Annotated in this window: 20 protein-coding genes; 10 read left to right on the plus strand and 10 right to left on the minus strand. The window is 69.8% G+C overall.

Features of this window, described 5'->3' with window-relative positions:
• Positions 1 to 62: 62 nt before the first annotated feature.
• The 6 genes from R0232_RS17615 to R0232_RS17640 form a co-directional block, all read right to left on the minus strand.
• Complete coding sequence (locus R0232_RS17615; protein ID WP_395352673.1) at positions 63 to 365, minus strand: ArsR/SmtB family transcription factor; 303 nt, start codon at positions 363 to 365, stop codon at positions 63 to 65.
• A 54-nt stretch (positions 366 to 419) separates the two neighbouring features.
• On the minus strand, positions 420 to 1,457 hold the full coding sequence (locus R0232_RS17620) for an MBL fold metallo-hydrolase (RefSeq protein WP_431508888.1): 1,038 nt from the start codon (positions 1,455 to 1,457) through the stop codon (positions 420 to 422).
• Between the two features lie 35 nt (positions 1,458 to 1,492).
• On the minus strand, positions 1,493 to 2,083 hold the full coding sequence (locus tag R0232_RS17625) for a TetR/AcrR family transcriptional regulator (protein ID WP_431508889.1): 591 nt from the start codon (positions 2,081 to 2,083) through the stop codon (positions 1,493 to 1,495).
• Positions 2,084 to 2,282: 199 nt separating this feature from the next.
• Positions 2,283 to 3,227, minus strand: a complete 945-nt coding sequence (locus tag R0232_RS17630) for an ornithine cyclodeaminase family protein (RefSeq protein WP_431512903.1) — start codon at positions 3,225 to 3,227, stop codon at positions 2,283 to 2,285.
• A 31-nt stretch (positions 3,228 to 3,258) separates the two neighbouring features.
• Positions 3,259 to 6,717 (minus strand): molybdopterin-dependent oxidoreductase, encoded by a 3,459-nt coding sequence (locus tag R0232_RS17635; protein WP_431508890.1) that lies wholly within the window; start codon positions 6,715 to 6,717, stop codon positions 3,259 to 3,261.
• Positions 6,718 to 6,734: 17 nt separating this feature from the next.
• Entirely contained in the window at positions 6,735 to 8,216 is a 1,482-nt protein-coding gene (locus R0232_RS17640) for a short-chain fatty acid transporter (RefSeq protein ID WP_431508891.1), read from the minus strand.
• 123 nt (positions 8,217 to 8,339) lie between these two features.
• On the opposite strand from R0232_RS17640, the gene R0232_RS17645 reads away from it, so the two are divergent.
• Positions 8,340 to 9,278 carry a LysR family transcriptional regulator gene (locus tag R0232_RS17645; RefSeq protein WP_431508892.1) on the plus strand — a complete coding sequence of 313 codons (939 nt, stop codon included), beginning with the start codon at positions 8,340 to 8,342 and terminating at the stop codon, positions 9,276 to 9,278.
• A gap of 42 nt (positions 9,279 to 9,320) precedes the next feature.
• Here the strand turns inward: R0232_RS17645 and R0232_RS17650 are convergent, their stop codons facing one another.
• Positions 9,321 to 10,187 (minus strand): pirin family protein, encoded by an 867-nt coding sequence (locus tag R0232_RS17650; protein WP_431508893.1) that lies wholly within the window; start codon positions 10,185 to 10,187, stop codon positions 9,321 to 9,323.
• Positions 10,188 to 10,318: 131 nt separating this feature from the next.
• On the opposite strand from R0232_RS17650, the gene R0232_RS17655 reads away from it, so the two are divergent.
• The 3 genes from R0232_RS17655 to R0232_RS17665 all read left to right on the plus strand — a co-directional run bounded on the left by R0232_RS17655 (position 10,319) and on the right by R0232_RS17665 (position 12,888).
• Positions 10,319 to 11,221 (plus strand): LysR family transcriptional regulator, encoded by a 903-nt coding sequence (locus R0232_RS17655; protein WP_208507833.1) that lies wholly within the window; start codon positions 10,319 to 10,321, stop codon positions 11,219 to 11,221.
• A 225-nt stretch (positions 11,222 to 11,446) separates the two neighbouring features.
• The gene (locus R0232_RS17660; protein ID WP_431508894.1) at positions 11,447 to 12,055 is read left to right on the plus strand and encodes a nitroreductase family protein; all 609 of its coding nucleotides are present in this window, start codon (positions 11,447 to 11,449) and stop codon (positions 12,053 to 12,055) included.
• A 176-nt stretch (positions 12,056 to 12,231) separates the two neighbouring features.
• Entirely contained in the window at positions 12,232 to 12,888 is a 657-nt protein-coding gene (locus R0232_RS17665) for a 2'-5' RNA ligase family protein (RefSeq protein ID WP_431508895.1), read from the plus strand.
• Between the two features lie 8 nt (positions 12,889 to 12,896).
• Here the strand turns inward: R0232_RS17665 and R0232_RS17670 are convergent, their stop codons facing one another.
• Entirely contained in the window at positions 12,897 to 13,556 is a 660-nt protein-coding gene (locus R0232_RS17670; RefSeq protein ID WP_208509108.1) for an outer membrane beta-barrel protein, read from the minus strand.
• Positions 13,557 to 13,818: 262 nt separating this feature from the next.
• Between R0232_RS17670 and R0232_RS17675 the strand changes: the two genes are divergently transcribed.
• The gene (locus R0232_RS17675) at positions 13,819 to 14,670 is read left to right on the plus strand and encodes an NAD(P)-dependent oxidoreductase (RefSeq protein WP_431512904.1); all 852 of its coding nucleotides are present in this window, start codon (positions 13,819 to 13,821) and stop codon (positions 14,668 to 14,670) included.
• Here the strand turns inward: R0232_RS17675 and R0232_RS17680 are convergent, their stop codons facing one another.
• Together R0232_RS17680 and R0232_RS17685 are read right to left on the minus strand one after the other, a co-directional pair.
• On the minus strand, positions 14,671 to 15,486 hold the full coding sequence (locus R0232_RS17680; protein WP_431508896.1) for an AraC family transcriptional regulator: 816 nt from the start codon (positions 15,484 to 15,486) through the stop codon (positions 14,671 to 14,673).
• Positions 15,487 to 15,541: 55 nt separating this feature from the next.
• Complete coding sequence (locus R0232_RS17685) at positions 15,542 to 16,456, minus strand: LysR family transcriptional regulator (RefSeq protein ID WP_093341826.1); 915 nt, start codon at positions 16,454 to 16,456, stop codon at positions 15,542 to 15,544.
• A 128-nt stretch (positions 16,457 to 16,584) separates the two neighbouring features.
• Between R0232_RS17685 and R0232_RS17690 the strand changes: the two genes are divergently transcribed.
• Genes R0232_RS17690 through R0232_RS17710 form a run of 5 tightly spaced genes read left to right on the plus strand, consistent with a single transcriptional unit; the run spans position 16,585 to position 20,674 of the window.
• On the plus strand, positions 16,585 to 17,577 hold the full coding sequence (locus R0232_RS17690) for a 2Fe-2S iron-sulfur cluster-binding protein (protein ID WP_431508897.1): 993 nt from the start codon (positions 16,585 to 16,587) through the stop codon (positions 17,575 to 17,577).
• 30 nt (positions 17,578 to 17,607) lie between these two features.
• Positions 17,608 to 18,867 (plus strand): aromatic ring-hydroxylating dioxygenase subunit alpha, encoded by a 1,260-nt coding sequence (locus R0232_RS17695; protein ID WP_208509105.1) that lies wholly within the window; start codon positions 17,608 to 17,610, stop codon positions 18,865 to 18,867.
• Positions 18,864 to 19,346 (plus strand): aromatic-ring-hydroxylating dioxygenase subunit beta, encoded by a 483-nt coding sequence (locus R0232_RS17700; RefSeq protein WP_431508898.1) that lies wholly within the window; start codon positions 18,864 to 18,866, stop codon positions 19,344 to 19,346. Before R0232_RS17695 ends, R0232_RS17700 begins: the two co-directional genes overlap by 4 nt.
• A 3-nt stretch (positions 19,347 to 19,349) precedes the next feature.
• Positions 19,350 to 19,718: a chorismate mutase gene (locus R0232_RS17705; protein WP_208509103.1), complete on the plus strand. Its 369-nt coding sequence runs from the start codon at positions 19,350 to 19,352 to the stop codon at positions 19,716 to 19,718.
• Positions 19,715 to 20,674, plus strand: coding sequence for a Bug family tripartite tricarboxylate transporter substrate binding protein (locus tag R0232_RS17710; RefSeq protein ID WP_431508899.1), 960 nt, complete (start codon positions 19,715 to 19,717; stop codon positions 20,672 to 20,674). Before R0232_RS17705 ends, R0232_RS17710 begins: the two co-directional genes overlap by 4 nt.
• Positions 20,675 to 20,684: the final 10 nt, after the last annotated feature.

Raw genomic sequence — 20,684 nt, forward strand, 5'->3', positions numbered from 1 at the left:
GCATGTCCTTCATTTCTATAAAAAGGGATATCGGGAATTTCCGATGTTTCAGGGTAAAAAAGTCAAAGCTCCTTGCCGATGAGCTCGGCAAGGGCGCTGATGGTTGCCTCGTTGCGCTTGTAGTAGGTCCACTGGCCGATGCGCCTGACTTCGACCAGGCCCGCTCGCTGCAGGGTCGCCAGGTAGTCCGACACCGTCGACTGCGACAGCCCGACGCCTTCCTGGATGCTGCTGACGCAGACGCCCACCGTCAGGACGTCGCCTTCGTCCTGCGGAGGGAAGTTCTTCGCGGGATCCTTCAAGCCCTTCAGGATGTCGAGGCGCGTCCGGTTCGAGAGGGCCTTGAAGACTTCGAGCAGTTCCATGCGTCGATCATATCGAAATTTACCGATATCTCAATGCCGACGCCGTGATACCCCTCAGTTTCCGCCGGCCACCCACCACGCACGCCCAGTGCGCGGCGCCTCCAGCGCCACCCGTTCTCCCATCACCGGCGTGGCCAGCTTCACATCGCGAGCCTGTGCCAGCGCCTGGATGCGCTCGAACGGCTCGTTCCACGCATGCATCGCCAGGTCGAAGGTGCCGTTGTGCACCGGCAGCAGCCAGTGCCCGCGCAGGTCCAGATGGGCCTGCAGCGTCTGCTCGGGCTGCATGTGGACGTCGGCCCATTGCCTGTCGTAGGCGCCGGTCTCGAGCATGGTCACGTCGAAGGGACCGTAGCGATCGCCGATGGTCTTGAAGTCGGCGTGGTAGCCGGTGTCGCCGCTGAAGAAGAGCCGCAGGTCGCCGGCCAGGATCACCCATGAAGCCCACAGGGTGCGGTCCTCGTCGAGCAGGGTGCGGCCCGAGAAATGCTGCGCGGGCACGGCCGCGAGGCGGATGCCGCCGACGATGGTCTCGTCCCACCAGTCGAGCTGCCGCACCCGCGCCGGGTCGACGCCCCAGCCGATCAGGCGGTCGCCCACGCCGAGCGGCGTGACGAACACCTCGACCTTCGGCGCGAGCCGCGCGATGGCGGCGCGGTCCAGGTGGTCGAAGTGGTCGTGCGAGAGGATCACGCCCTTGATCGGAGGCAGGTCGTCGATGTCGATCGGCGGCGCATGAAAGCGCTTGGGGCCGGCCCATTGCACCGGCGACGCGCGCTCGGAGAACACGGGGTCGGTGAGCCAGAACTCGCCGTCGAGCTTGAGCAGCAGGGTCGAATGGCCGAGGCGGTAGAGGCTGCGGTCCGGCGCCGCCAGCAGGGCCGCGGTCGTCAGCGGCCGCACCGGGATCGGGGTGCTCGGCACGGTGGTGTCGCTCTTGCCGGTCAGGACCCGCCAGCCGATCGCCACGGTCTTCAGGAAACCCATCGGCGCGCGCGGCACGACATTGCGATAGACGCCGTCGCGCTGCTGCGGCGACTGGGGATGGGCCGTGGGGCGCGAGCCGCAGGCGCAAAGCGAGAAGGTGGACATGGCGAGGACTCCGTTCGTGAACAGGTGGAAGGGGCTCAGGCGCCGGCCGCCGGGCCGGGACGGCCGCAGACGAGGCGCACGGCGGTGCGGATGCCGGCCTGGTACTCGGCCGGCGTGCGGGCGTAGTGCTTGAGGCCGTGCGAGGCGGCATACAGGTGCTGCGCCAGCGCCTTGGCCGTGAGGCCGGCGCCGCGCCAGGGCACGGCGTCGCCGCTGGACTGGATGGCGCGCGCCAGTTCCTTGGGGACGGCCTGGTCGAACTCCTCGAGCACCGGGCCGACCAGCTCGCGCGCGGTCGCGACGATCTCGTTCATGTGCTCGAGCGACATCTGCGAACCGTCGTTCTGCGCGTGCAGCGCCGCGAAGGCGCCGACCAGCCGCTCCTCGATCGGCAGCTCCTCGCGCGCCAGCGCGGCCCGCATGGCCGCGAGGCCGCATTCCGCGAACCAGGTGACGGCCTGCTTGAAGAGTTCGTCCTTCGCGCTGAAGTGCAGGTAGAGGCCCTGGCGCGAGATGCCGGCGGCGCGCGCGAGGTCGTCCATCGAGGTCTTGCGGTAGCCGTAGCGCAGGAAGACGCCGATCGCGGCCTCCATGATCGCGACGCGCCGGTCGGGGGTGGCAGCCATCAGCGGGGCGCTCCGGCAAGGCCGAAGGAGATCGGGGACAGCGAAGGCATGGGGCGAACTCGACGGTGAGGGTGGATGTTCAAGGTCCCCGCCGGTCGACGCGCCGCGAAGCTCGGCCGCCGGTCCGTGAGGACAGGCGTCGAACTTTACAGTATTGATCTATTTTGTCAATTTGGTGCGGAGGTCGAAACCCCGCTCCTCACGCGGTTTCAACGCTCTCGTAGACGAGGATCGCCGCCGCGAGGTCCTCGAGCGCCGTGCCAACGGCCTTGAAGACGGTCCGTCCATCGGTCTCTGTTCGTCCCTGGACCCGGCCGGCTGCGAGGTCGGCCAACTCTCCCGCAACGTCCGTGGCCGCGAACACGCCGCGCGACATCGGACCGAGCAGCTCGCCGCTCTTCTGCAGCGCCTCCCGCGTGTCGATGAAGAGTTTCGCGCCGACGAACGCGGCGTCGTCGGCCTCGCGCATCTGCGGCGTGAAGCTGCCGATCAGGTCGAGGTGGCTGTGCGGCCGCAGCCAGGCGCCCTCGATCACCGGCTGCGTCGCGAGCGTGGCGCAGCTCACGATGTCGGCTTCGCTCGCGGCCTGGGCGAGGTCGGTGGCGACGAACGCATCGATATCTTGCGCTTGGAGGCGCGCGGCGAGTTCCTTCGCCGCCGCTTCGTTGCGATCCCAGACCGCGATGCGCTCGATCGGCCGCACGGTGCGAAACGCCTCGGGAACGAGGCCACCGACACGGCCGCAACCGACGACGAGCAGGCTGCGCGCTTCCACGGGTGCGAGGTAGGAGGCGGCGAGGGCCGACGCGGCGGCGGTGCGGCGCGAGGTGATCTCGTTGCCATCGATCTGCGCCAGCGGCTCGCCCGTGCTTGCGTCGTAGAGCGTGTAGGTCGAGAACAGCCCGGGCAGGCCGCGTTCGGCATTGCCCGGGAAGATGTTCACCGTCTTGATGCCCAGGTAGCGGCCCTCCTGCCACGCCGGCATGATCAGCACGGTTCCGCCCGCTTGTGGAGCCTGGTTCTGGAGCGTGTGTACATGCCGCAACGGCACTTCGCAGCCGGCGACGAACATGTCGCGCAGCGCGGGGATCAGGCGCTCGAAGCGCAGGGCGCGGCGGGTGGTTTCGGTATCGATGGTTCTCATGGGGCGGCGGGGTGGAAACGGAGGGCGGGGCTCATGCATCGAGCACGAGGTCTTCGAGCGGCACGGCCTGGCATGTCAGGCACACGGCCGGGTCTTCGGGTTCACGGCCATGCAGGTGCGCGACCTTGCCGGCGATCACGCGCACGGCACAGCTTTCGCATTGCCCCACGCGGCAGCCGCTGGGCAGTTGCAGGCCCAGCGATTCGCCGAAGCTCAGCAAGCTGCCCTGCCTGGGCGTCCACGTGGCCGGCCCGCGGCCCGAGCGCGTGAAGCGGACATCGAACTGCTGGGGACCGTCGGTCGGTGGCGCGGCGGGCGAACGGAACACCTCGCTGAAGATGTCGAAGCGCGGAACGCCGCGCGCCACCAGTCCCGCGATGACGCTGTCCATCATCGCGGGCGGCCCGCACAGGTAGAAGCGCGCCCGCTGCGCAATCAGCGCGTCGTCCACCACGCCGGCATCGATGTAGCGGTCCGACTGGTAGTCGATGCCGAGGCGGTCCTCGGGCAGCGGTGCGTTGTAGTGGTCGATCACCTGCAGTCGGGGCAGGCGCGCGCGGTGGTGTGCGATGCGTTCGCGGAAGGCGTGCGTCGCGCTGTTCTGGTTGGCGTAGTAGAGCCGGATCGCGGGGCCTTCGGCGCCATCGGGCAGCGACTCGAGCAGGCTGATGAACGGCGTGATGCCGATGCCGCCCGCGAACAGCACCAGCGGCTGGGACGAACGGCGCGGAATCACGAAGCCACCCGACGGTGCCCGCAGCTCGACCGTGTCGCCGAGCTTCAGCTCGCGATGCAGGTGGCCCGACATGCGCCCCTGGTACGGCGTGCCGTCGGCCGCGCGGCCGCGCTGGTGCCGCACCGCGATGCTGTAGCCGCGCCGATCCTCTTGCTCGGCCGCACCGGTGAGCGAATAGGCTCGCGAGACCGGCGTGCCATCGCCCAGATCGAGCTTGAGTTCGACATGCTGGCCGGGCCGGTAGTCGGGCAGGGCGCCATCGTCGACGGGCTCGAAGTGGATGCCCAGCACGCCCTCGGCCTCGGGCCGCAGTTCTTCGATGCGAAAGCGGCGCGTGCCCGTCCATGCGCGCTGTCGCAACGCCGTGGCGGGATCGCGTTCGATGTCGCAGAGAAAGGAACGGTGCGGCACCGAGCCGCTGACCGGGTCGCAATGGTCGGCCGAGATCAGCGCATTGAAATTGCTGCTCGACGCACTATCGACCGGCAGGCCCTCGCGGTCCAGCTCGCTGCAGCCCTGCCACCAGCCGAACTCGGCCACGACGAGGTCGTCGGCCAGGTCGGGCGTGATGCGCGCGACGAAGCGGGCCTCGCCCACGCGCGTGCGGATGCGCAGCCAGTCGCCGTCGACGATGTGCTTGGCCTGCGCGAGCGCGGGGCTCAGCTCGGCCACCGGCTCGGGCGCGCGCCTGCGCAGCGAGGGCAGGCTGCGATGCTGGCTGTGGCAGTAGAGACCGTTCTTGGCCGAGCTCAGCACGTAGGGGAAGCGGCCCTGTCCGGTCGCCCTGGCGTCGCGCGGCGTGTCCGCGGGCTCGACGAAGCTCGCCACGGGCGGCTGGCCGTGGCGCAGCAGGGTTTCGGAATAGAGCTCGACGCGGCGCGTGGGCGTGTCGAAGCCTCGCACGCCGGTGAGCGTTTCGCGCGCGTACTTCCGCTCGCCCGCGTCGATGTCGCAGGCCACGCCTTCGGGCCGTTCGCGCAGCTGCGCCACCGTGAGATCCAGTGGCTCGAGAATGTGGTTCCACCCGGCCTCCAGGCTGCCGTCGAAGAATGCGTCACCCATGCCGAGGCGTTGCGCGAGATCGAACAGCACCTCGTTGTCGGAGCGCGACTCCCCGCGCGGCGCCACCATGCGCTGGCGCAGTTGCACCCAGCCGGCCGCGCGGTCGTCGATCTCGAAGCCGATGCGCAGGCCCTCGCGCTCCCAGGGCGTGTCGATCGGCAGCAGGATGTCGGCGTAGCGCGCGGCCGGCGTCTCGAACAGGTCGCAGTGCACGTGGAACTCGAGCTGCGCCAGCGCCTGCTGCGCGAGCGCGGTGTCGGCCTGCGAGACCGGGAGGTTGGTGCCGAAGGCCATCATCGCGCGCACCTTGTAGGGCTCGCCCTCGACGATCGCGCGATAGGTGTCGCGCGCGGTCACCCAGCCATGGGCGGGCGGGCCGATCGGCCGTTCCTTCAAGCCGAGCGCCTTCGCGCGCTGAGCAGCGGGCAGCAGCGAGAGCGCATTGACCGTGTTGACGCGCGGACCGATGCGCACGCGGTTGCCGCCGATGCGATCGAAGCTGCCGCACAGCGCGTACAGCATGGCGACCGCGCGTTCCGACTGGGTCGCGTTGGTGTGCTGGCCGATGCCGGTCCAGGCGTGATAGGCCGTGCGGTGCCCGCCGCCGAACAGCTCGGCCGCGGCGCGCAGCGGGGCTTCGGGCACGCCGGTGATGCGTTCCACTTCTTGCGGCGTCCAGGCGGCGCAGGCCTGCGCCAGCAGATCGAAGGCCGGGCGACACGCGAGGCGCTGGCCGTTCTCCATCGTCACCGTGACCGCACCGCGCAGGCGGAAGTGAGCCGAGCCTTGAGCTCGTGCGGCCCGAGCGGTGTCGTAAGGCACTGCCCCCTGGTCCGCATCGCTCCAGACCATGAAGCGGTCGCCCCCGGCATCGGGCCGCAGGTCGCGCTCGCGCAGCAGATGCCCGTCGTCGTCGCGCACCAGCAGCGGCGCATTGGTCCAGTCGCGCACGAAGGCCGCATCGAAGCGGTCGTCCTCGATCAACAGGCGGATCAGCCCGAGCGCGAGCGCCGCGTCGGTGCCGGGCCGCACCGGCAGCCACACCTCGGCCTGGCGCGCCAGCGCCGTGGGGCGCGGATCGACCACGATCATCCGCGCGCCTTTCGCGCGGCCCTTCGCGATGGCGTTGGCCTGGGCCAGCCAGGTGTTGGTGGGGTTGTGGCCCCACAGCACGATCAGCTCGGCCTGCGCATAGTCGGCCGGCGGCATGCCGCAGCCGAAGGTGAAGGCATGGGCGAAGTCCTTGTGCCAGTTGCAGACCTCGGTCGCGTAGCAGATGTTGGGGCTGCCGAAGAGGCGCACGAAGCGCTCGATCCAGTCGATGCTGTCGGACAGCGGCGTGCCGCTCGGCGTGGTGACCGCGAACACCACCGATTCGGCACCGCTCTCGGCCTTGATGGCCCCCAGGCGCCTGGCGGTCTCGGCCAGCGCCTCTTCCCAGCCGATGCGCACCCAGCCCGGATCCGGGTCGCCCTTGGGCCGCGTGCGGCGCATGGGATGCAGCACGCGATGCGGGCTGTGCACGAGCTCGGGCGCGGCCTTGCCCTTCATGCACATCGCCTGGCCGGTCGGGTGTGCCGTGTCGGGCCGCACCGACACCAGCATGTCGCCGCGCACCTCGTTGAGCGTGCCGCAGCGCGAGCGGCAGAGCGTGCAGTAGCCGGGCTTGGTTTGCGTCGTGGCCGCGTCCATTCGAGTGCCCGGTCCGTTCAGGGCATCACGGGTGCCACGTAGCTCAGCGTGCGGCCCAGGAACCACAGCATGAAGAGCACCAGCGGCGCATGGACGAGCAGCTGCAGGAAGGTGAAGCCGACGATGTCGCGCGCCTTCAGCGAGAGCACGCCCAGCAGCGGCAGCATCCAGAACGGGTTGATCAGGTTGGGCAGCGCCTCGGCCGCGTTGTAGACCTGCACCGCCCAACCGAGGTGGACCTTGAGTTCGTTGGCCGCCTGCATGACGTAGGGCGCCTCGATGATCCACTTGCCGCCGCCCGAGGGAATGAAGAAGCCCAGGATGGCGGAGTACGCGCCCATCACCACCGCGAAGCTGTCGACGCTGGAGATGCTCACGAACAGGTGCGCGATGCGGTCCGACAGCGTGTGGCCGCCGTCGCCCTTGGCAGCGGTCAGCATGGCCGCGATGGCGCCGTAGAGCGGAAACTGGATGATCACGCCCGCGGTCGAGGGCACCGAGCGCGACACCGCGTCGAGAAAGCTGCGCGGGCGCCAGTGCAGCAGCATGCCGATCATCAGGAACAGCAGGTTGTAGGTGTTGAGCCCCGCGATCGCGATCAGCGGGCTCTTGGCCATGAACTCCTGCGCGAGCCAGCCGAAGCCGAGCGCGCACAGCAGCAGCGTGAGCAGCGGGCTGCGTTCGAGCCATTCGCCGGGGCGCCGCGCGGCGGTCGCGTCCGTTGCCGGCTTGGCCTCGGCCAGGTCGATGCCCAGCTCCTGCGCCGTGACCGCGCTCTCGGCCGTCGGTGCGGACCACAGCGCGATCGCGACCGAGACGGTGATCAGCACCAGCGCCATCACCATCGATTGCCACAGGAAGATGGTCTGGCTGAACGGGATCACGCCGGTGATGTCGAGGATGCTCTTGGGCAGGCTGGCGGCGTTCGCCTGCAGCTGAGCCGCCGAGGAGCTCAGGCCGAGCGCCCAGGTCGCGCCCAGCCCGAGATAGGCGGCCGCGCCGGCGGCGCGGTAGTCCATGCGCAGTTCGGTCCGGCGCGCCAGGGCGCGCACGTAGAGCGCGCTGAAGATCAGCGAGATGCCCCAGTTGAACAGCGACAGGATCATGCTGATCGCCGCCACGTAGGCGATGGCCTGGCGCCCCGACACGGGCACCGATGCCAGGCGACCGATGAAGCGCGCGGCCGGCGGCGAGGTCGCCACCACGTAGCCGCCGATCGCGACCAGCGCCATCTGCATCGTGAAGACGATCAGGCTCCAGAAGCCGTCGCCGAAGGACTTGGCCACGACCAGCGGGCTCGATCCATTGAGCAGCGCCGCGACCGCGACCACCGCCGCCGCGATGGCCGCGAACACGTAGGCATCGGGGAACCAGCGCTCGGCCCAGGCGGTGAAGCGCAGGCCCAGTCGGCTCAGCAGGCCGGGACCCGCAGGGCCAGGGTGCGCGGCGGAAGGGAGCAGGGCGTCTTGCCCAGGGGCTGTTCTTGATGTCGAGGGCATGGTGTCTCCAGTGGCTGGGCCTGGGGCGTCTTTCGCGCCCGGAATGTCGTGCGGGGCGACTATGGGCGAATGCCTGCGCCAATTCAAATATTGAATATCAATAGAGTGATATAGGATCGATCTATGTCGATCACGATCAAGCAGCTGCAGCACTTCGTCGCCACGGCCCACACGGGCCAAGTCTCGCGCGCGGCGCAGCGCTGCTACGTGAGCCAGCCTTCGTTGACGACCTCGCTGCGCAATCTCGAGACCGCGCTGAAGGTCCAGCTCTTCACGCGGCATTCCGACGGGCTGCGGCTCACGGTGCATGGCGAAGGCTTCCTGCGCCACGCGCAGCACATCCTGCGCACGCTCGAAGTAGCGGTGGAGGAGACCCACGGCTCGGCGTCCTCGGTCGAAGGGCGCGTGCGCATCGCCATCACGGACACGGTGTCCGAATACATGCTGCCGAAGATCATCGGCGCCATGCGCCGGCAGTTGCCGTTGATCGAGTTCGAACCGGTCGAGCGCAACCGCGAGGAGATCGAGGCGGGGCTGCGCAGCGGCGAGTTCGACCTGGCCGTGGTGCTGGTCTCGAACCTCTCGCAGGCGCCCGACATCCGGCGCGAGAACCTGCTGAAGTCGCAGCGGCGCCTGTGGACCTCGCTCGACCATCCATTGGCGACCGGGCAGTCGGTGTCATTGAAGGAGATCGCGGAGCTGCCCTTCGTGCTGCTCGACATGGACGAGCACGTGGAGACCGTGGGCCGCTACTGGGGCGCGGCGAAGCTCGCGCCCAAGGTCGTGTTCCGTACCAAGTCGATCGAGGCCGTGCGCAGCCTGGTCGCGCAGAACGTCGGCGTGACGATCCTGTCGGACCTGGTGTTCCGCCCGTGGTCGCACGACGGCGGGCGCATCCGCCGCACGGCGATGGCGGGCGCGGTGCCGTCGATGGACCTGGGGCTGGCCTACCGGCGCAGCGGCGTGCTGTCCGAGGCGGTCGCCGCCTGCGCGAGCACCTTGAGGCTGCTGGCCAAGACGGTGACGCGCGAGTCGGATCTGCGGGCTGGCGACGGCCCCTGAAAAAAGCCCCCGCGTCTTCCCGAAACGCGGGGGCTCGATCGCTCAGGCCGGCATGCGCCCGAAGCGGCCGCTGTTGAAGTCGGCCATGGCCTGGCGGATCTCGGCCTCGCTGTTCATCACGAACGGGCCGTAGCCCACCACGGGCTCGTCGATCGGTTCGCCCGACAGCCACAGCACCGTCGCGTCGCTGTTGGCCTCGATCTCCACGCCGCTGCCGGCGGTGGCCAGGTGCACCAGTTGCCCTTCGCGCGCGATCGTCTCGCCATTGACCAGCACCGTGCCATGCAGCACGACCAGCGCCAGCGTGCGGCCTTCCTTCGCCTCGAAGCGACCGGTGCGGCCCTGGGCGATGCGCAGGTCCCACACGTCCATCGGCGTGAAGGTGCGCGCCGGGCCGCGGTGACCGTCGAACGCGCCGGCGATCACGCGCACCCGGCCCGCGCCTTCGGGAAGGTCCACCGACGGGATCTGCGCGTCGAGCAGGGTCTGGTAGCCGGGCTCGGCCATCTTGTCCTTCGCGGGCAGGTTGACCCAGAGCTGCACCGTCTCGATCGTGCCGCCGCGCTCGGTGAAGGCACGCGAGTGGAACTCCTCGTGCAGGATGCCGCCGCCGGCGGTCATCCATTGCACGTCGCCCGGGCCGATCAGGCCGCCCGCGCCGGTGGAGTCGCGATGCTCGACCTCGCCCTGGTAGACGATGGTCACGGTCTCGAAACCTCGGTGCGGATGCTGGCCCACGCCGCGCGGGCGGACGGCCGGTTCGAAGGCGGTCGGCGCCGCATGGTCGAGCAGCAGGAACGGGCTCAGGTGCTTGCCCAGGCCGTCGTAGTCGAACAGCGAGCGCACCGGAAAACCGTCGCCCACCCAGTGCGTGCGAGGGGCGCTGTAGACACCGAGAACCTTCTTCATCTTCATCTCCTTGCGTCGCCAGGACGAGGGTCCTGGCCGATGGATAGAGAATATGGGTTGAACGATGAATGCGGTAGATGGCGATATTTGCCATCAGCGTTCTATTCTGTGAACGATGAGGTGTGCGAGCGATGAAGGACCTGAACGACCTCTACTACTACGTGCAGGTGGTGGACCACGGCGGCTTCGCGCCCGCGGGCCGCGCGCTGGGCATGCCCAAGTCCAAGCTCAGCCGGCGCATCGCGCTGCTCGAGGAGCGCCTGGGCACGCGCCTGATCCAGCGCTCGACGCGGCGCTTCGCCGTCACCGAGCCGGGCCAGACCTACTACGGCCACTGCAAGGCGATGCTGGTCGAGGCCGAGGCAGCCGACGAGGCCATCGCGCTGACCCATGCCGAGCCGCGCGGCGTGGTGCGCATGACCTGCCCGGTGGCGCTGCTCGACACGCGCATCGGCGACATGGTGGCCGCCTTCATGGTCGCGTACCCGCGCGTGCAGATCCACCTCGAGGAAACCAACCGCCGCGTCGACGTGGTGGGCGAGGGCGTCGACGTGGCCATTCGCGTGCGGCCGCCGCCGATCGAGGACAGCGAGCTCGTGATGCGCGTGCTCGCCGAGCGCGGGCAGTGCCTGGTCGCGCATCCGCAACTGCTGTCGGGCGGCATCCCGCGCGTGCCCGCCGACCTTGGCGGCCTGCCGAGCATGGACCTGGGCCTGCCGCAGCACGAGCATGTGTGGACCCTGATCGGGCCCGATGGCGCGCAGGCGGCCATTCGCCATCAGCCGCGCCTCGTCACGCGCAGCATGCTGGCGCTGCGCGCCGCGGCCCTCGCGGGCGTGGGCGTCGTGCAGCTGCCCTCGATGATGGTGCGCGAGCAGATCGCGCGCGGCGAGCTGATCCACGTGATCCAGGGCTGGGCGCCGCGGCGCGAGATCATCCACGCGGTGTTCGCTTCGCGGCGCGGGCTGCTGCCGGCGGTGCGGGCGCTGGTGGACTTCCTGGCGGAGCGCTTCGCGGCGCTGGACGAGGACTGAAGCAAGCCGCCTTACACGCACCCCGTGCGCGGGCAATGCGCCGCCGATACGATGGCCGCCTGTTCGTCGCCCCGTCGAACGATGGTGCAGCGCTCCCGCCGTCCCGCGCGAAGCGCCCGATGCCAGCCACCTCGCACCCGTCGCGAGGCCAGCCCGCCCCTGAAGCCCTTCAGCATCTGCCATCGGCGCGGCGATCCCCTCGTTTCAAAGTCAAAGGACGCCGAGATGCACCCGGATACCGCCATGCTTCGCCCGAGCCAGCGCGAAGCGCTCGACCTGCTGCTGCAACGCCATTCGCCCTGGCCGCTGACCGATCCCGCACCGCCGCAGCGGGAGCTCGACCTCGTCTTCCAGGCCGCGCTGCGCGCACCCGACCACGGCCAACTGCAACCCTGGCGCTTCATCACCATCCGCGGCGATGCCCGCATCGCGCTCGGCGAAGTGTTCGCACGAGCCGCGCGGCAACGCGATCCCGAAGAAGACGGCGAGCGCTTCCGCAACAAGGCGATGGCCGCGCCGCTGCTGATCGCGCTCTGCGCGCACGTGCTGGCGCCGCACAAGATCCCCGAGTCCGAGCAGGTGCTGGCGGTCGGCGCCGCCGCGATGAACATGCTCAATGCGCTGCACCTGCTGGGCTATGGCGGCTTCTGGGCCACGGGGCTCAACAGCTACGACCCGCGGGTGCAGCGCGCGCTGGGCCTGGGCGAGGCGGACCGGCTGCTGGGCTTCCTCTACGTCGGTACGGCGAAGGAGGCGACGCGCGCGCCCGAGCGCCGTGCGCCCGAGTCCTTCGTGCGCGAATGGACGGGCCCGGCGATCGACGCGGCGCGCTGAAATTTCTTCGCGCGGCGGTCCCGGATCGCGCCGGGCATCTGTACCATTCAGCCCCCCAACGAATGCCATCCGCCGTGCGGCCCTCGACCGCCACCGCACGCGCCCCCACGCTTGACTGCCGCCATCCGCCACACCTGCCGCCGCGCGCCCACGTCCCCGCACGAGGGCCGACGCGCATGAAGTCCCGCCGCACCGCCCCCGCGAGCGAACAGCAACTGCTGCTGCCCGGCATCGACGCACCGCCGCCACCGCTGCGCACGCGCAGCCGCGCCACGCCCGGCGAACGCGCGCCGCGCAAGCCGCCGCCGGCGCATGTGCTGTTCTTCGCGATCCATCCCGGCGAGGAAGATGCCGCGCGCATCGCGGCCTGGAGCGCGCAATGGCATGCGGAACGGGACCTCCGCGCCATGCATGTGGAGCCCGACCGGTTGCACGTCACGCTGCATGACCTGGGTGAGCACGACGAGTTGCCGCGCGACAAGGTCGAGCTCGCGATCGCGGCCGCCTCGCGGCTGCACCTGCCGTGCTTCGAGGTGGCGTTCGACAGCGCGATGCGCTTCGCCAAGGGTGCCTGCGTGCTGCTCGGCGGCGAGAACGCCGAGGTGGCCGCGCTCGCGGCCTTCAGGCAGCGCCTGGGCGAGGTGCTGGCCGATGCGGGCTTCGCGCCCAAGCGCGCCTTCACGCCGCACCTCACGGTGTCGTACATGCGCGGCGCGATGGAGCCGGCCACGGTCGAGCCGGTGCGCTGGACCGCCGCGAGCTTCGCGCTGATCGACAGCCGGCGCGCCGAGGGCGTGCACGAGGTGCTGGGCCGCTGGGCGCTGCCGGGCTGACGCCGGCGTCAGAAGTTCGCGCGCACGCCCACGGTCAGCAGGCCGGCCTTGGCGTGCTTCGAGACCTTGCCGAAGTAGTCGTAGTCGGCGGTGATCGAGAGATTGCGCGTCACGGCGTACTCGGCGCCGAAGCCGGCCATGAGGCCGGTGCCGTTGCCGCCGATGCTCTCGCCGCCGAACAGGCGGTGGTTGTTGCCGGCCGAGACCCGGCCGTGCGCCACGCCGAGCCGGCCGTTGAGCGCGAACGACTCGCCCAGCGGCAGCCGCGCGGTGGCGGCCGCGTAGAACACCTGGCCGGTGCCGTTCTCGAGCACCGAGTTCGCGCCGAACACGCTGTAGCTGGTGTTCCACTGCTTCACGCGGCCCAGCCGCGCATAGCCGCCTTCCACGCCGAAGGTGTCGGTGAAGCGGTAGCCGCCATAGACCTTGAACGCGGTGCCGCTCTTGCTGTTCTTCTCGCCGCCCCAGGGCACGGGCACGCGCGAAGACGAGGGCAGGCTGTAGCTCGAGCGGCCGATGGCGCCGCCGACGTACAGGCGCGTGGGTTCCTTGCCGTACTCGGCGGCACCGGCCTTCATCGACGCGGCGGCGCCCAGCAGCAGGGCGGACAGGAGGAGGGCGGTGCGCAGGGACGAGGTCTTCGGAAGCGAGGCGGGGTTCGAATGCATGGAATGCCTGGAAAAGTGGGATGAAAAAGAAGGGAGCCAACGGCGGCACGCGGTGCGCCGTTGGTTGCGTTCATTCTCGAAACCGAGCCTGAAGAAAGGCTGCGCCTCCCCTGAAGGCTTCGTGAAGGTGGCCGCCGCACAAAGCTTCAAGACGCGGCCTGCGCCGAGGGCTAAGGTGCCACGCCATTCCCCATCCATTCATGCATTCACGGAGACGCGGTTGACTGACATCGGACCCCTCGGATTCATCGGACTCGGCGTCATGGGCCAGCCCATGGCGCTCAACCTCGCGCGCGCGGGCACGCCGCTCGTCGTGTGGAACCGCTCGCCCGCGCGCGCCGAGCCCCTGCGCGAAGCCGGCGCGCAGGTCGCCGACACGCCCGCGCAGGTGCTGCGCCGCACGCGCATCGCGATCCTGATGCTGGCCCACGGCGAGGCGATCGACGAAGCGCTGGGCCGCGGCACGCCGGCCTTCGCGGACAACGTGGCGGGGCGCACCATCGTCCACATGGGCACCACCTCGGCCGCGTATTCGCAGGGGCTGGCCGACGCGGTCCGCGCCGCGGGCGGGCGCTATGTCGAGGCGCCGGTCTCGGGTTCGCGCAAGCCGGCCGAGGCCGGGCAGCTGGTGGCGATGCTGGCCGGTGACGCGGACGCGGTGGAAGCGCTGCGGCCGCTGCTCAAGCCCATGTGCCACGAGACCGTGGTCTGCGGCCCGGTGCCGCAGGCGCTGCTGATGAAGCTCTCGGTCAACCTGTTCCTGATCACCATGGTCACGGGCCTCGCGGAGGCCTTCCATTTCGCCGACCGCCACGGGCTCGACACGCGCAAGCTGGTGTCGGTGCTCGAGGCCGGGCCGATGGCCAGCGCCGTGTCGCGCATGAAGGCGCAGAAGCTGCTCGCGCAGGACTTCGAGGTGCAGGCCTCGATCACCGACGTGCTCAAGAACAACCGGCTGGTGGCCGAGGCGGCGCGCGCGGCCGGCGTGGCCTCGCCGCTGCTCGATGCCTGCCATGCGCTCTATGGCGAGACGCAGGCGCTGGGCCTGGGCGCGCTCGACATGGCGGCCGTGGTGCGCGCGATCGAGGCGCGCACCGACGCCGGCGCGCGCTGATCAGCCCAGCGCCGCGCTCCAGCGCGCGGGCGTGAGGCCGTAGGCCTGCTTGAACTGGCGCGACATGTGGCTCTGGTCGGCGAAGCCGGCCGCGTCGGCCGCATCGGCCAGCGAGCTGCCGCGCCGCAGCAGTTGGCGCACCGCGTCGAGCTGGCGCAAGGTGCGGAAGCGGCTCGGGCTGGTGCCGAAGGCCGCGCGGAACTGGCGCGCGAGCGACCAGCGGTCGAGCCCGGCCAGGCGCTCGAGCGCCGCCATCGCGGGGCGCTCGGTCGGCGTGGCGGCGATGTGGTCGCGCACGCGCGTGAGGCCCGCGAGTTCGAGCGAGCCGGGTGCCTGGGGCTGCCCGGTGGCGGCGTTGGCCAGCAGTTGCGCCACCGCGACCGCGAACTCGGTGCGCAGCACCTCGTCGTCGATCGCGGCGTCGAAGTCCCAGAGCTCGCGCGCGGTGCGCGGGCCCGTGCCGAGGGCCCGCAGCCGCGTCGCATCGAGCACCGGCTGCGCCACGAAGGGCAGCGGCTTGCCGTGCAGCGCGCGCTGCACCAGCGCCGGGTCGACGTAGAGGATGCGGTAGCCGAAGCCGTCGTCGGTGCCCGCGCCGCCGTCGTGCAGCTCGTCGGGATGCAGCACGTGGCACTGGCCCGGCAAGCACTGCTGCTGCGTGCCGCGGTAGCGAAAGCGCTGCACGCCCGCGAGCGTGATGCCGATCGCATAGGTGTCGTGGCGGTGCGGCGAGAAGGCCTGGCCGTGCAGATGGGCCTCGAGGCGTTCGATGCCTTCGGTGCCGGGAGCGATCCGGATGCGGGGGGAGGGCGCCATCGTGATGCGGAAAAGGGCGATGGCCGTGTTTGTACGCCGAACCCGAAGACCGTGCTCAGTCGCCGTCGGCGAACTGGTCGAACAACAGGCCGCGCAGCCACTGGTTGCCCGGATCGCGGTGCAGCTTGGCGTGCCAGAACAGGTTGATCGCGATCTGCGGCAGCGCCACCGGGTGCGGGCGCCACACCAGCCCGAAGGGCTCGGCGATGCTCTGCGCGAGCCGCTCGGGCACGGTGGCGATCATGTCGCCCGAACGCAGGATGTGGCCGATGGCCACGAAGTGCGGCACGCGCAGCCGGATGCGCCGCTGGATGCCCTGCGCGGCCATCACGTCGTCGGCCTTGCCGTGGCCGGTGCCCGCGGCCTGCACCAGCACGTGGTCGGCCGCGACGAAATCCTTGAGCGACACGCTGCGCTTCTTCGCGAGCGGATGGCTGCCGGCGAACAGGCACACATAGCGCTGGCGGAACAGCCGGCGCTGGAACACGCCCGACTTGAGTTGCGGCAGCAGCCCGATCGCCAGGTCGACATGGCCGGCCTCGAGCTCCTCGCGCAGGTTGGTCGCGGTGTTGTTGCGCACGGTGCTGATGGTCACGCCCGGTGCAACCGCCGACAGCGCGGCCATCAGCTTCGGCGTGAAGTAGATCTCGCCGATGTCGGTCATCGCGAGCGCGAAGGCGCGCGTGCTGGTGGCCGGGTCGAACACCACCTGCTGGTTGAGCGCGGTGTGCAGCGCGCCCATGGCATAGGCCACCGGCTCGGCCAGCTGCAGCGCGAAGGGAGTGGGCTCCATGCCGCGCGCGGTGCGCAGGAACAGCTCGTCGCCCAGCAGCTTGCGCAGCCGCGCGAGCGCGTTGCTGATCGCGGGCTGCGACAGGCCCAGCGATGCGGCCACGGCCGACACGCGTTTCTCGGCCAGCATGCGGTCGAACACCAGCAACAGGTTGAGGTCGATGTCCTTGAGCTGCATGCCGGACCTTTATTCATTTCGGTGATGAAGAGGATTCACGGAATTCTATTGGTCAATCGGAGACGGCCGCGCATCATCCGTCCCCGAGACAACCGGCGCAGCGCGCCCGCCCACGAGAAGAACATCCGATGGACCTGCACATCCACCCCCTGGCCCGCACGCTCGAGGTCCGCCCCGGCGCGAACCTGCTCGAGGTGCTGCGCGAGCACCATGTGCCGGTGTCGTACAGCTGCATGGCCGGGCGCTGCGGCACCTGCCGCTGCAAGCTGGTGTCGGGCCAGGTGCTCGACGCGGGCCAGGATGCCATCCGTCCCGACGGCCAGGGCGAGCGCTACGTGCTGGCCTGCCAGGCCACCCTGACCGAGAGCTGCGCGATCGAGATCCCCGATCCCGACGAGGTGGTGGTGCATCCGGCGCGGGTGCTCAAGGCCACGGTGACCGGCATCGAGACGCTGACCCACGACATCCGCCGCCTGCGCCTCAAGCCCAACAAGCCGCTCGAGTTCTCGCCCGGCCAGTACGCGCAATTGCAGTTCGCGCCGGGACTCGCGCGGCCGTACTCGATGGCGAGCCTCGGCCGCGACGACGAACTCGAGTTCCATGTGCGCCGCGTGCCCGGTGGCCGCGTCACCGCGCATGTGTTCGAGCAGCTGCGCGTGGGCGACGCGGTGCGCGTCAGCGGTCCGCTGGGCACCGCCTACCTGCGCACGAAGCACCGCGGGCCGATGCTCTGCGCGGCCGGCGGCACCGGGCTGGCGCCGATCCTGTCGATCGTGCGCGGCGCCATCGAGGCCGGGCTCACGCAGCAATCGATCCATCTCTACCTCGGCGTGCGCTCGGGGGCCGACGTCTATGGCCTCGCCGAACTGCGCGAACTGCAGGCGCTGCATCCGCGCCTGACGGTGCAGGTGGTGGTGGTCGCCGGCCCGGCCGAGGCCGGCCAGCGCCTCGGCCTGATCACCGACGCGATACGCGCCGACTGGCCCGGCAGCCTCGAGGGCTGGCGCGCCTACCTCTGCGGTTCGCCGCCGATGGTCGAGGCCGTGACGCAACTGGTGCGCGGCCGCGGCCTCGCGCCCGAGCAGATCCATGCCGATGCCTTCTACCTGCAAGGCACCTGAAGAATTGCCGGAAAGACAAGGAGACCCGCGATGACAACGCAAGCCGTGTTCCCCATCGAGCTGCGCTGGGAGAACGAGCAGACCAGCCGCATCCCGTTCAAGGCCTACACCGACGAGGAACTGCACAGGAAGGAGCTGCAGCGCTTCTTCTACGAGAAGCACTGGTGCTACGTCGGCCTCGAGGCCGAGATCCCGAACCCCGGCGACTTCAAGCGCACCGCCGTCGGCGAGCGCTCGGTGATCCTGGTGCGCGACATGGAGGGCGAGATCCACGTGGTGGAGAACGTCTGCGCGCACCGCGGCATGCAGTTCTGCCGCGAGCGCCAGGGCAACCGCAAGGACTTCGTCTGCCCCTACCACCAGTGGAACTACTCGCTCAAGGGCGACCTGCAGGGCGTGCCGTTCCGCCGCGGCGTGAAGCAGGACGGCAAGGTCAACGGCGGCATGCCGGGGGATTTCAAGCTCGAGGAGAACGGCCTCAACAAGCTCAAGGTCGCGCGGCGCGGCGGCGTGGTGTTCGCCTCTTTCGACCACGACATCGAATCCTTCGAGGACTTCCTCGGCCCCGAGATCCTGCGCTACTTCGACCGGCTGTTCGACGGCCGCAAGCTCACCATCCTCGGCTACAGCCGCCAGCGCATCCCGGGCAACTGGAAGCTGATGCAGGAGAACATCAAGGACCCGTATCACCCGGGCCTGCTCCATACCTGGTTCGTGACCTTCGGGCTCTGGCGCGCCGACAACAAGTCGGAGCTCAAGATGGATGCGCGCGGGCGCCACGCCGCGATGATCTCCACGCGCGGCAGCGCGGGCAAGGCCGCGCAGGTGACGCAGGTCTCCAGCTTCAAGGAGAGCATGCAGCTCAAGGACCCGCGCTTCCTCGACATCGTGCCCGAGCCCTGGTGGGGCGGGCCGACCGCGGTGATGATGACGCTGTTCCCGAGCCTGATCCTGCAGCAACAGGTCAACAGCGTGTCGACGCGCCACATCCAGCCCGTGGGCCACGATGCCTTCGATTTCGTCTGGACCCATTTCGGCTTCGAGGACGACAGCGAGGAGATGACGCAGCGCCGCCTGCGCCAGGCCAACCTGTTCGGGCCGGCGGGCTTCGTGTCGGCCGACGACGGCGAGGTGATCGAGTTCTCGCAGCAGGGCTTCGAGCAGAAGCCCTACCACCGCACGCTGGCCGAGCTCGGTGGGCGCGAGGTCGAGAACACCGACCACATGGTGACCGAGACGCTGATCCGCGGCATGTACCGCTACTGGCGCGAAGTGATGGAGGCCGCATGAAGCAGCTCGACCCCGCCGCCTACCTCGAGCTGGCCCGGCTCTACGCGGCCTATGCCCATGCGGTCGATTCGGGCCAGTGGAGCCTTTGGCCGGCCTTCTTCACCGAGCAGTGCAGCTACCGGCTGCAGCCGCGTGAGAACCACGAGCGCGGCCTGCCGCTGGCCACGCTGTCCTTCGAGAGCCGCGGCATGCTCGAGGACCGCGTCTACGGCATCCAGGAGACGCTGTTCCACGACCCGTACTACCAGCGCCACGTGGTCGGCCTGCCGGTGGTGCACGGCGTCGACGACGACGGCGCCATCCACAGCGAGGCCAACTACGCCGTGTTCCGCACCAAGCTCGACGGGCCCTCGACCGTGTTCAACGTGGGCCGCTACATCGACCGCATCGTGCCCACGGCCGAGGGCCTGAAGTTCGCGTCGCGCCTGTGCGTGTTCGACAGCGAAATGATCCCGAATTCCATCATCTATCCGATCTGAGCCATGCAGGACAAAGAACCCGAGACCCACGGCGCGCCGCTGCGCCGCTTCACCGACCCGGCCTACCGGCCGCTGTGCGCCAACCTCGCCGAGGTGCGCGAGAACATCGACGCGCTCGACCGCAGGATCGTCGCGCTGCTGGCCGAGCGCGGCCGCTACGTGAAAGACGCGGCGCGTTTCAAGCGCGATGCCTTCCAGGTCTCGGCGCCGCAGCGCCAGCAGGAAGTCATCGACAAGGTGAGGGCGCTGGCCGAGCAGGAGGGCGCCTATCCCGAGGTGGTGGAGGCCGCCTATCGCGCATTGATCGCGGGCTTCATCGCGCGCGAGCAGCAGGACCACCTGGGCATGGTGGACGTGGAGGCGCGGCCATGAAGACCCTGTTCGTGCTCGCGGCCACGGCCGCCATCGCCATGACGGCCCAGGCCCAGGACTGGCCGCAGCGCCCCGTGCGCGTGATCGTGCCCTTCGCCGCGGGCGCCTCGCCCGACATCCTCGCGCGCATCGTCAACGACAAGCTCGCCGCGCGCATCGGCCAGCCGCTGATCGTGGAGAACAAGCCCGGCGCGGGCGGCAACAGCGGCACCGACCAGGCCTCGAAGGCCGCGCCCGACGGCTACACCTTCCTGCTCTCGGTCAACGCGCCGCTGGTCTACAACACCATCCTCTACAAGAACCTGCCGTACGACCCGTTCAAGGACCTGGTGCCGGTGTCGCTCGCCGCCACCACGCCCAATGTGTGCGCGGTGTCGAACGGCATGAACGTCGAGTCGGTCAAGGGCTGGCTCGACGCGATGAAGCGCAACCCGGGCCAGTTCAACTTCGCCTCGACCGGCAACGGCTCGATCTCGCACCTGGGCGTGGAGCTCATCAAGCTCAAGACCCAGTCCTTCGCGGTCCACATTCCCTATGCGTCCTCGGGCCAGGCCGTCACCGCGATCATCCAGGGCGACGTGCAGTTCGCCTGCCTGCCGCCGGTGTCGGTGATGCCGCAGGCCAAGGCCGGCCGGCTCAAGGCCATCGCGGTGACCTCGGCCGAGCGCTCGGCGCTGCTGCCCGAGCTGCCGACCCTGCGCGAATCGGGCCTGCCCGACATCCAGGCCGTGCCGTGGTTCGCCTACATGGCACCCAAGGGCACGCCCGATGCGATCGTGCAGCGCATGAGCCGCGAGATCGCCGCGGTGCTCAAGGACCTCGAAGTGCAAAAGCGCCTGCAGACTGCGTACTTCGATCCCGTGGGCAGCACGCCCGAGGCGCTGGCGAAGTTCATGGGCGAGGAACTGCGGCGCTGGAAGCCGGTGATCGAGCGCACGGGCCTCAAGCCCGACTGACAGCCACCCA

This window comes from Variovorax sp. DAIF25 (genome assembly GCF_050711835.1).
Classification (GTDB): domain Bacteria; phylum Pseudomonadota; class Gammaproteobacteria; order Burkholderiales; family Burkholderiaceae_C; genus Variovorax.

Bases quoted from the DNA above. Each gene is read 5' to 3' on its own strand.
- R0232_RS17615 (WP_395352673.1), bottom strand. From the start codon at position 365: ATGGAACTGCTCGAAGTCTTCAAGGCCCTCTCGAACCGGACGCGCCTC.
- R0232_RS17620 (WP_431508888.1), bottom strand. From the start codon at position 1,457: ATGTCCACCTTCTCGCTTTGCGCCTGCGGCTCGCGCCCCACGGCCCAT.
- R0232_RS17625 (WP_431508889.1), bottom strand. From the start codon at position 2,083: ATGGCTGCCACCCCCGACCGGCGCGTCGCGATCATGGAGGCCGCGATC.
- R0232_RS17630 (WP_431512903.1), bottom strand. From the start codon at position 3,227: ATGAGAACCATCGATACCGAAACCACCCGCCGCGCCCTGCGCTTCGAG.
- R0232_RS17635 (WP_431508890.1), bottom strand. From the start codon at position 6,717: ATGGACGCGGCCACGACGCAAACCAAGCCCGGCTACTGCACGCTCTGC.
- R0232_RS17640 (WP_431508891.1), bottom strand. From the start codon at position 8,216: ATGCCCTCGACATCAAGAACAGCCCCTGGGCAAGACGCCCTGCTCCCT.
- R0232_RS17645 (WP_431508892.1), top strand. From the start codon at position 8,340: ATGTCGATCACGATCAAGCAGCTGCAGCACTTCGTCGCCACGGCCCAC.
- R0232_RS17650 (WP_431508893.1), bottom strand. From the start codon at position 10,187: ATGAAGAAGGTTCTCGGTGTCTACAGCGCCCCTCGCACGCACTGGGTG.
- R0232_RS17655 (WP_208507833.1), top strand. From the start codon at position 10,319: ATGAAGGACCTGAACGACCTCTACTACTACGTGCAGGTGGTGGACCAC.
- R0232_RS17660 (WP_431508894.1), top strand. From the start codon at position 11,447: ATGCACCCGGATACCGCCATGCTTCGCCCGAGCCAGCGCGAAGCGCTC.
- R0232_RS17665 (WP_431508895.1), top strand. From the start codon at position 12,232: ATGAAGTCCCGCCGCACCGCCCCCGCGAGCGAACAGCAACTGCTGCTG.
- R0232_RS17670 (WP_208509108.1), bottom strand. From the start codon at position 13,556: ATGCATTCGAACCCCGCCTCGCTTCCGAAGACCTCGTCCCTGCGCACC.
- R0232_RS17675 (WP_431512904.1), top strand. From the start codon at position 13,819: ATGGGCCAGCCCATGGCGCTCAACCTCGCGCGCGCGGGCACGCCGCTC.
- R0232_RS17680 (WP_431508896.1), bottom strand. From the start codon at position 15,486: ATGGCGCCCTCCCCCCGCATCCGGATCGCTCCCGGCACCGAAGGCATC.
- R0232_RS17685 (WP_093341826.1), bottom strand. From the start codon at position 16,456: ATGCAGCTCAAGGACATCGACCTCAACCTGTTGCTGGTGTTCGACCGC.
- R0232_RS17690 (WP_431508897.1), top strand. From the start codon at position 16,585: ATGGACCTGCACATCCACCCCCTGGCCCGCACGCTCGAGGTCCGCCCC.
- R0232_RS17695 (WP_208509105.1), top strand. From the start codon at position 17,608: ATGACAACGCAAGCCGTGTTCCCCATCGAGCTGCGCTGGGAGAACGAG.
- R0232_RS17700 (WP_431508898.1), top strand. From the start codon at position 18,864: ATGAAGCAGCTCGACCCCGCCGCCTACCTCGAGCTGGCCCGGCTCTAC.
- R0232_RS17705 (WP_208509103.1), top strand. From the start codon at position 19,350: ATGCAGGACAAAGAACCCGAGACCCACGGCGCGCCGCTGCGCCGCTTC.
- R0232_RS17710 (WP_431508899.1), top strand. From the start codon at position 19,715: ATGAAGACCCTGTTCGTGCTCGCGGCCACGGCCGCCATCGCCATGACG.